This window comes from Paenibacillus sp. cl123, from assembly GCF_900101595.1.
Taxonomy (GTDB): domain Bacteria; phylum Bacillota; class Bacilli; order Paenibacillales; family NBRC-103111; genus Paenibacillus_G.
The window spans coordinates 105,048-114,233 of sequence record NZ_FMYY01000022.1; the positions used below are offsets into that span (position 1 = coordinate 105,048).

Consider the following 9,186-nt stretch of genomic DNA (forward strand, 5'->3'; position numbering starts at 1 on the left):
CGGCCGGGTTATAAAGCAGGCGGCTTTCATGCCGGCCGATGAACGGAAGAAGAACCTTCGAAACCGCTTTTTTGCGGGCTTGAAGGTTCTTTGTCGTAGTTCAGGAGCCGGGGGATTCAGACGGGAGTTGAACTTGAGCGGGAGTGCATTCGACAATTTTTGAAATTTAGTTTCTAATTTTTATTATTTACTGAAATTTAATTTTAAAGTATGATGGCGGTAGGAAGGGAGGGAAATGCTGGAACCCATGCCGAATCGTGGCGTGCCTTAACACAATCTTGAGAAGAAATGCCGCTTTATTTAACAAAACCTCGTTAAGATTGTCATTTGGAGAGCTGTTTATCCTGCTATTCATCTGAAGGAGGTATTCGTGCATTGAGAGGGTTAGCCGGTAAAAAGGCATTATTAGTATCATGGACGTTAATTGCATCTCTCATTATGCCGTCCGGCCACGTCTGGGCGTCGGAAGCGGCGTCAGCCGCAGCGGGACAAGTAGTGGTGGACACCCGGGAAATGGAGCTTGCGCCGGGGGCTGTCTACCGCTGGCTGGATATGAAGCTGGACCGGGGAGCCGAGAAAGTACATATGGTGGAGTTCGATCCGAAAAATGCCAGTCTGGAGCTGCAGCCGGCCAAGACGTTCGGCAAAGTATACGGCATGCAGCCTTTAACCAAAATGGCGGCCGAAGCCGACCGCCAAGGCAACCGGGTCATCGCCGGCATCAATGCCGATTTCTATGATTTGGCCAATGGCGTGCAGCACGGCTTGTTTATGGGCGAGGGCACGATCTTAAGCAGCCCCACATCTGGCCGTTACGCTTATGGGATTACGGCTGACGGAGCGAGTCTGTTCGGACCGAGTCCGAAGCTGACCAAGACGGTGACCATAGGAGGGAAAACGGAGAACCTTACGCATATCAACCGTTTGCGCGGGGCCGAGGAGCTCGTGCTGTACAGCGCCGACTTTCATACCTCGACCAAGACGAATGAGCTGGGCGATGAAGTGGTGCTCGATATCGTCGAAGGGGAAGTAAAAAGCGGACAAACGCAGCGCCTGAAAGTCGCCGAGATCCTCCAGAACCATGGCGACACGCCGCTCAAGACGGGGCAGGTCGTTCTGTCCGCTTCGGGCAAATACCGCGAGGCGCTGAAGCCGCTGCAGATCGGCGATGAAGTAACGGCCCGCTACGAGCTGGAAAGCCCATGGGATCAAGTGAAGACAGCTATCGGGGGCGCGGGCATGCTTGTGAAGGACGGCGTTGTCCAGACGAATGTAGGACCGGAGGGAGTTCATCCCCGCACGGCGATCGGAGCCAAGGCCGACGGTTCCGTCGTGCTGTTCGAAGTGGACGGACGGGCCCCGGGCTTCAGCGAAGGGGTAGAAACCGCCGAGCTGGCCGCGATGATGCGCGAGCAGGGAGTCGTCAATGCGATGAATCTTGACGGAGGCGGCTCCTCGACGTTCATCGCCAGGCTGCCAGGAGAATCCACCTTCAAGATGCTGAATCGCGGCTCCGACGGCGGCGAGCGGAGTACGGCCAACGGCGTGCTGCTGGTCAATAAGGCTCCGGCCGGTCCTGCGGAGAAGCTGGTCGTCCGGCCGAATCTTGAGCGGGTGCTGACCGGCTCGTCCATCAGCTTGCGGGCCGCGGCTGTGGATGCCGCCGGCCACCCGGCTTCCTTCGACGGAGCGCTCGTCTGGCAGCTCGATGCCGCCTTGGGCCAGGTGGATGCACAGGGCAAGCTGACCGCCGGCATGTCTGCAGGCGTAGGGGAGCTGACGGTAACGGCAGGCCATTTGACGGGGAAAGCGCAAGTGGAGGTTGTGGATGAGCTGACGGAGCTGCGTTTTCCGGACGCGGTGAAAACAATCGCTTCCGGGCAGTCGACGATTATGGAGGTGACCGCTCTTCGGCGCGGACAAGTCGTGCAGGCGGACAATGCCCGGCTGGCGTGGAGGGTGGAAGGACCGATCGGCACCATCGACGGTTCGGGCACATTTACGGCAACGACGGAAACGGAGAAATCGGGAAAAATTTTCGTCCGCTACGGTGATGTAGAGACGTCGATGGAAGTGAATGTGGGACTGCCGCCCGTTATATTGGAGGATTTCGAGGGAGGCTTGGACCGGTACCTGGCGTCGGCCGGAGACCGGGTCGTACTCAGCAAGGTCAGCGTGGAGACGGATGAGGAGTTTGTCCGGTTCGGCAAGCAGGCGCTGAAGCTGGAGTACGATTTTACCGGCCAGCCGAGCACATCCGGGGCGTACCTGAAGACGAAGACGCTGGGAGACGCCATCGTTCTTCCGGGTTATCCGGAGAAGATCAGCATGTGGGTGTACGGAGACGGCCGCAAGCATTGGCTGAGAGCCCAGCTTCGCGACAAGAAGGGGGTCATTCCGCTCGATTTCGTCGATCAGACGACCGGGATTGATTTTGTCGGCTGGAAATATCTTGAGGCTGTCGTTCCGAAAGGCAGGGAGCTGCCGCTGACGATGGATATGCCGGTGCGCTATATGGAGACGAGCGCCGCCAAGAAGGATGCGGGCGTGCTCTATGTGGACCAGATTAGCGCCCTGTACGGTCCGGCCAAGGACGATATGAAGCCGCCGGTGCTGAAAATTGTGTCTCCGGCGGAGGGAGCGACGGTGCGCACGAATACGCCTGTCATCCAGGCGATTGGAGAGGATGACGGCTACGATCCGGCCACGCATCCGGGGACGACGCTGATCGATCCGGAGCAAATCCGCGTGCATCTGGACGGCGTTCCAGTGCAGCATGCGCTGTACCCGCCCAAGGGTGAAATTACGTACAAGCCGGGGGTTCCGCTGGCGGACGGCGTGCATCAGGCCAAGGTCCGCATCAAGGATATGTCCGGCAATGTGACGACCCGGGAGTGGACATTCCATGTCGATACGGGTTCTTCGAAGCTTGTCTATGATACGCCGCAGCGCATGTACGCGGGCGGGACGTACACGCTGGACGTGAAGGGGTTCAAAGCGGCCGGCATTCGCGGAGCGCAGCTTGAGCTCGGTTTTGATCCGGCTAAGGTGGAAGTGCTGGAGGCGGTGAAAGGCTCCAAGCTTCAGGACAGCCAATGGCAGCCGATTACAGACGCGGCCAAGGGCATCGTGCGGCTTGCCTGGACCGGGCTTGACGCGTCCGGACTGACGGATGCGGACCTGCTCGGACAAATCCGCTACCGGATCAAGCAGGATGCGGTCGGCGCGCATCAGATCGCGTTCCGGTCGGGCGCCATTTCCTTCACCCACACGGGCGATATGAGCTTCCCGTTTTTCGGCTTGCCGCTGAATGCCGATATTGCTTACGGACTGCAGCTTGGCTGGGATGAAGACGGCAGAGCGCAAGGCTATCCCACTGCGCTGCGCGTCAGCGATGAAGGCGGGCGGCCTGTGGAGGGGGCGCGCATCGTTGCGGACGGAGCGGACCTCGGAGTAACGGGGGCTGACGGTCAGCTTGTAACTTCATCGCTGACCGCGAGCGTGAAGGAGTATAAGCTTCAGGCATCCAAGGACGGCGGCTTCAGTCCGGTGATGGTGTTCAAGGTATCCCCGCTCGCCGGTTCGTCGGTGCCGAACAATATTGCGGTTCAGATGGGGGCTGACCCGGCTCGTTCCCGCTCGTTCAACTGGCACACGCATCCTGGCACGGATCAAACCGTGGTGGAGATCGTCAAGCAGTCGGAATTTGCCGGCTTCGATCAAGCGAATGTACGGAAGTATACGGGGGACAGCAAGCTCTACAACACCTACGATCTTGGCACGGTAAGGGTACACCGGGCAGCGGCGACTGATCTCGAGCCGGGAGAGCGGTATGTGTACCGGGTAGGCGACGGGGCGGGAAATGACAGCCCGCAGGGCATGTTCCAGACAGCGCCTATATCGGCACCTGTGTCGGCACCCGCGCCGGGGACAGGAGAAGAGGACTCGCTGAAGTTTCTGTATTTCGCCGATTCCCAGGCTTCCGATCTGAATGGCTACAAGCTGTGGGGGAATACCGTGAAGAAGGCGGCCGCCGAGCATCCCGATGCCGAGTTTATGCTGCATGCGGGAGATATGGTGGACAGCGGGTATAAGGAAAATGAATGGAATATGTGGTTCGGCCAAGCGCAGGAGCAGCTGCTGCAAACGACGCTGGTTGCCGTTATCGGCAATCACGAGTACAGCACCGCGAGCGGCAATAGCGATTTCCAGGCGCATTTCAATCAGCCGGGCAACGGGCTTCCGTCGCTTCAGGGCACGAGCTTTTCTTTCGACTACAAGGATATGCATTTCGTTGTGCTGAACAGCGAGCAGGATTATGAGCAGCAGGCGGCGTGGCTGCGGGAGGATTTGGCCGCAACGGATAAGACGTGGAAGGTGGTCGCTTTCCATCGCGGTCCGTACGGCAGCATTTACGATACGGAGGTCGTCAGGCAGCATTGGGTGCCGGTGCTGGATGAATTCGGCGTCGATCTCGTGCTGAACGGGCATGATCATATTTACTTGCGGACCGTGCCGCTGCGCGGGGGACAGGAGGTTCCTGCGGGCCAAGGCACGACTTATGCCATCGCCGGCTCGACCGGGCCGAAGTTTTATTCGTACACCGAGCGCTCCTGGCCGCTGGCCAAACTCGATGAGGAGCAGACGCAGATGTATGCGGCCATTGAGATGAAAGGCGGCAGCTTGAGCTACGTGGCCAAGACGGTCGAGGGACGGGTGGTCGATGAATTTACGCTGGTGAAGCAGCGGCCGCAGCTTCCGGAAACGGTCTTGCTGGACCGGGAGGCCGTTTCGCTGGCAGTTGGGGAAAGCTTGAAGCTGCAGGCGACGGTGCTGCCGGAAAATGCTTCGAACAAGCAGGTGACCTGGTCCGTCTATGATTCTGCTCCGGGCGCTATCGTCTCGGTATCGGAGGACGGCCGGGTGTTGGCTCATGCCGAAGGCCGCGCGACCGTGCGGGCAACGGCAGTCGCAAGCGGCGTATATGCCGACAGTGCGATTACGGTCCTGCCTTTCTCCGAGGGCACCAAGCTGGAATTGCTGGGTAAAGGCGAGCTTGTTGCCGGCGGACAGGATATGGCGGTAGCCGAAGCGGTCTATGAAGGGAAACGGACCCGGCTGACCGAGGGCGTCGTTTTTGCCAGCTCCGTCCCGGCTGTTGCCGTAGTGGACGGCCAAGGCGTGGTAACGGCGCTGAGCCCGGGGGAGACGGTCATCTCGGCCGTGTATGCGAGTCTGCGGGCTGACTACCGGCTGACGGTCATCGCCAAGGAGCCTGAGCCTGAGAATAAGCTGGAGCGCATCGAGCTGAGCGGTCTGCCGGGAACGCTCGAGGTCGGCAAGTCTGCTCAGGCGTCTGTGACGGGAGTTTACGCGGATGGCAGCCGGGCGGGCCTCAGCGAGGGAGTTGTGTTCGACAGCTCCAGCATGACGGTCGCTTCGGTCAGCCTGACCGGAAAGGTAACGGCGCTCACGGAAGGCATTTCTGTCATCCGCGCGGTGTATGAAGGCCTAAGCAGTCCGTTCACGGTGAAGGTGGTTCGCGCTTCCGATTCCGGATCTGATCCGGAGCCGGGAACAGGCGGATCTGCGCCGTTCGCGCCGGCTCCTGATCGTACGGAATCTCAGCCTGGTCCGGTCGAATTGACCGCGGAGCAGTTGAGCAGTATGATGACTGATCGCGGCGTCGAAATTCGTCTGTCCGGCAGCTTCGAGGGGCTTACGCTCCCGGGGACGGCAGCGGATATGCTGGAAGGCAAGCCGGTGCAAATCACCGCTGACGGACTGTCGATGACCTTGCCGGCGGAGGTGCTGCTGGCTGTGAGCAAGCTGTTGCCTGCCGGACAGGATGCGGACAGCCGGATTCAATTGGAAGCTGCCGGCGTGGCCGGGGATGCGGTACGGAAGCTGCTCGCTCAGGCGGAGCAGATGTCTGAAGCCGAACTTAAGGCGGCGGGAGAAGTACTGGAGTTCCGTTTGTCGATTATGACCAAGGATGGGCGGACGGCCAGCCTGACCCGGTTCGAGCAGCCGATTCGCCTGACGCTGAAGGCGGACTCTGGCACGGACCGCAAGCTTGCCGGCATCTATTTTATTGCCGATAACGGCAAGCTGGAGTATGTGGGCGGAACCTGGAAGGACGGCGGGCTGACGGCGGATATCAGCCATTTCAGCAAATATGCCGTGTTAGAATATCGCAAGACGTTTGCCGACCTCGCTTCGGATCACTGGGCCTTCCCTGTGATGCGCGAGCTGGCGGCCCAGCATCTCGTCGATGGAGTGGGGGGCGCTGCCTTTGCCCCTGAACAGCAGGTAACCCGGGCGCAATTCGCTGCCATGCTGGTGCGCTTGCTGGGGCTTGAAGGCGGTTCGGCCGCTTCGTTCGCCGACGTAGCAGACGATGCGTGGTATGCGGCTGAAGTTGGAGCGGCCGCTCAAGCCGGACTTGTCGAGGGGATCGGCGGCGGACAATTTGCACCCGACGCTGCCGTGAAGCGTCAGGAGATGGCCGCTATGCTGGTGCGGGCTTACGTGCTCCAGACGGGCAAGCAGCCAGAGAAACAGCCGGCTGTTGCAGCCGGATTCGTGGATCTGGAAGCGGCTCCGGGTTGGGCGAAGCAGGCGGTAGCGGACGCCTATGGGCTTGATCTGGTGAGCGGCCGCGCGGCGGAGCAGTTCCATCCGCTCGATGCCGTGACAAGAGCGGAGAGCGCCCAAGCTGTGTACAACCTGAAGGCTAGGCTATCCAGGTAGGAGGGCTTCGACTTTGGAGTAACTACTGCAAGTTGGTTGATTGATTGGCGTAGGCTCGGAGGAATGGGCGGCATGTGCAATACGAGTCTGGAAGACCTGTGGCGTCAAGGGGGCTTTTGTCCGTGGAGGAGCGCCGTTTAAGCACATAGCCGTTTGAGCACATAGTAAAAATAGGCTTCTCACGAGTTCGGACTGAACTTTGTGAGAAGACTATTTTTCAGTTCAGAAGGCTTAGTTCGAAACTGTTGCGGCTTATCTCATCTTACCGCATACCTATGCCCAGACATCCAAAAGCGGAACGCTTTCTTTCCGGGCGGGCCGGTGGAGGGAATCAATTGACCGAGTCGGCACAACAATCGGCATTAGATTTTATGCCATACCTATCCACAAAACAGAATCAACCTGATTGGGATGATATTGCGAAATTGGAGCCGGATGCTGCACCGTTGAGCGAAGCAGAAGAGCGCCAATTAAACAGCGAGAGCGGATTTATGTCTTGGGAGGAAGCAATGAGTGAGCTTAACTTACCGACTGACATTAAATCGTGCTGCCGTTAAATTTGTGGCCAAACAAGAAAAGTATTAATTTGAGGAGTTCAAGTTAGAAAACGTCATTTGGCCACATGAATAAAAAATAGGCTTCTCACGAGTTCAGATCGAACTTGGTGAGAAGCCTATTTTTTTAAGAGTTGCGTAGTTTATCAAGCATCGCTTTCTAATTATCATATGCTTGTTGCTAGTTGCAGTTTGCAGGCTACGCTGACCGTTAGAGGCTAAACACGGAGCTTGGCATAAGTAAGCAGCAGCCTCTTAAGGGTCATCTTCCAGGAGAAACGTTGCTCCAACTAAATAATCTGCAAATTTGGCCAGATTGAATCGGGATGCTGAAGGATGTCGAGCGGGTTGCGGCTGGCGCTTGGACGATCAGGGGATTTTTGTCTAATGGGCCCATCCAGTATGGAAAAATGATCCTGCTCCGAATGTTGCTCTGGCTGGAAAAGACGGATGCCGGGTGGTGGAAGGGGTACAACCCGGAGAAATGTTGGCGATGTTTTAAGAGGACCGGCTTTGGTAAATTTCACTGACCGGACAGCTTGGGTCTGTCAAGAATTTTGTGTAAACCCACCAACAGTGAAGCCTTAACGTAGATGCTGCCCGATGCGATCAGGGAAGAAGACGGAGAGCTGGAGGAGGATTTGGCCCCAGTTCTGGATCCGGCCTGTCCACTTGCGGACAACGTCCATGGTCGCCAGGTAGAGCATTTTGAGAAGGGCATCATCCGTCGGGAAAATGCTCTTGCCCTTGGTGACTTTGCGAAGCTGCCGATGGTAACTCTCGATCATATTCGTCGTATAGATGAGCTTGCGGATCTCCGGCGGATACTTGAAGAAGGTGGCGATTTCCTCCCAGTTGTTTCGCCACGAACGGACGATGAGCGGATACTTGGTCCCCCATGTTTCCTCAAATCGATCAAGCTCTAGAAGCGCAAGCTCTTCCGTGGCGGCCTTGTAGATCGGCTTTAGGTCAGCCGTTACTTTCTTGAGATCCTTGTACGACACATATCGGGTCGAGTTGCGGATCTGGTGGATGATGCACTTCTGGATCTCCGTATTCGGGTAGCAGGCAGAAATCGCCTGGGAGAAGCCGGTGAGGTTGTCCACACAGGCAATGAGAATATCCTGTACGCCGCGATTCTTGAGCTCGTTCAGCACGCTCAGCCAGAACTTGGCCGACTCATTCTCGCCGATCCACATGCCCAGCACGTCCTTGTTCCCGTCCAAATCGATGCCAATGGCCATGTACGCCGCCTTGTTCACGATGGCCCCGTCCTGCTTGACCTTAAAGTGGATGGCATCGAGATAGACGACCGCGTAGACGCCTTGCAGCGGCCGGTTCTGCCATTCCTTGATAAGCGGCAACAGCTTATTCGTGACATTGGAAATGAGCGTCGGCGACACTTCGATCCCGTACAGATTCTGCAGATGATCCTGAATTTCACGGGTACTCACGCCTTTGGCGTACAGGGCTACGATCTGGTCTTCGATGCCCGTCACGTTCGATTGGTGCTTCTTGACCACCAGCGGCTCAAACTCACTCAACCGGTCGCGCGGAACCAAGATCTCCTGCTCGCCGTATTCGCTCATAACCGTTTTCTTGCTCTTGCCGTTACGGCTGTTAGGCGTGGCCTTGGCTCTCGTCTCATGTTTCTCGTAGCCGAGATGCGTATCCATCTCGGCCTCCAGCATCTCCTGGATCGTCTCGGCAAACAGGTCTTTCAGCGCGTTCTGCGCATCCTGTGCCGTTACCAACTTGTTTTCCTTGATGAATGTCCGCAGTTGCTCTTTCGTCCACAATCCCATGTGTACTCCCCAACCTTTCGTCTACTTTCATAGTAAATTGGTTTTGGAGTTTACACAAAAGATTTTACAGACTC

Annotated in this window: 3 protein-coding genes; 2 read left to right on the forward strand and 1 reads right to left on the reverse strand. The window is 57.6% G+C overall.

The window, feature by feature from the left end; genetic code table 11:
* The first annotated feature begins 375 nt into the window (after positions 1-375).
* Positions 376-6,753, forward strand: coding sequence for a phosphodiester glycosidase family protein (locus BLR08_RS24935; protein ID WP_072330951.1), 6,378 nt, complete (start codon positions 376-378; stop codon positions 6,751-6,753).
* A 335-nt stretch (positions 6,754-7,088) separates the two neighbouring features.
* Entirely contained in the window at positions 7,089-7,310 is a 222-nt protein-coding gene (locus tag BLR08_RS24940) for a hypothetical protein (RefSeq protein WP_256257642.1), read from the forward strand.
* A 581-nt stretch (positions 7,311-7,891) separates the two neighbouring features.
* Here BLR08_RS24940 and BLR08_RS24950 read toward each other — a convergent pair.
* Entirely contained in the window at positions 7,892-9,112 is a 1,221-nt protein-coding gene (locus BLR08_RS24950; protein ID WP_072327300.1) for an IS256 family transposase, read from the reverse strand.
* Between the last annotated feature and the right edge of the window lie 74 nt (positions 9,113-9,186).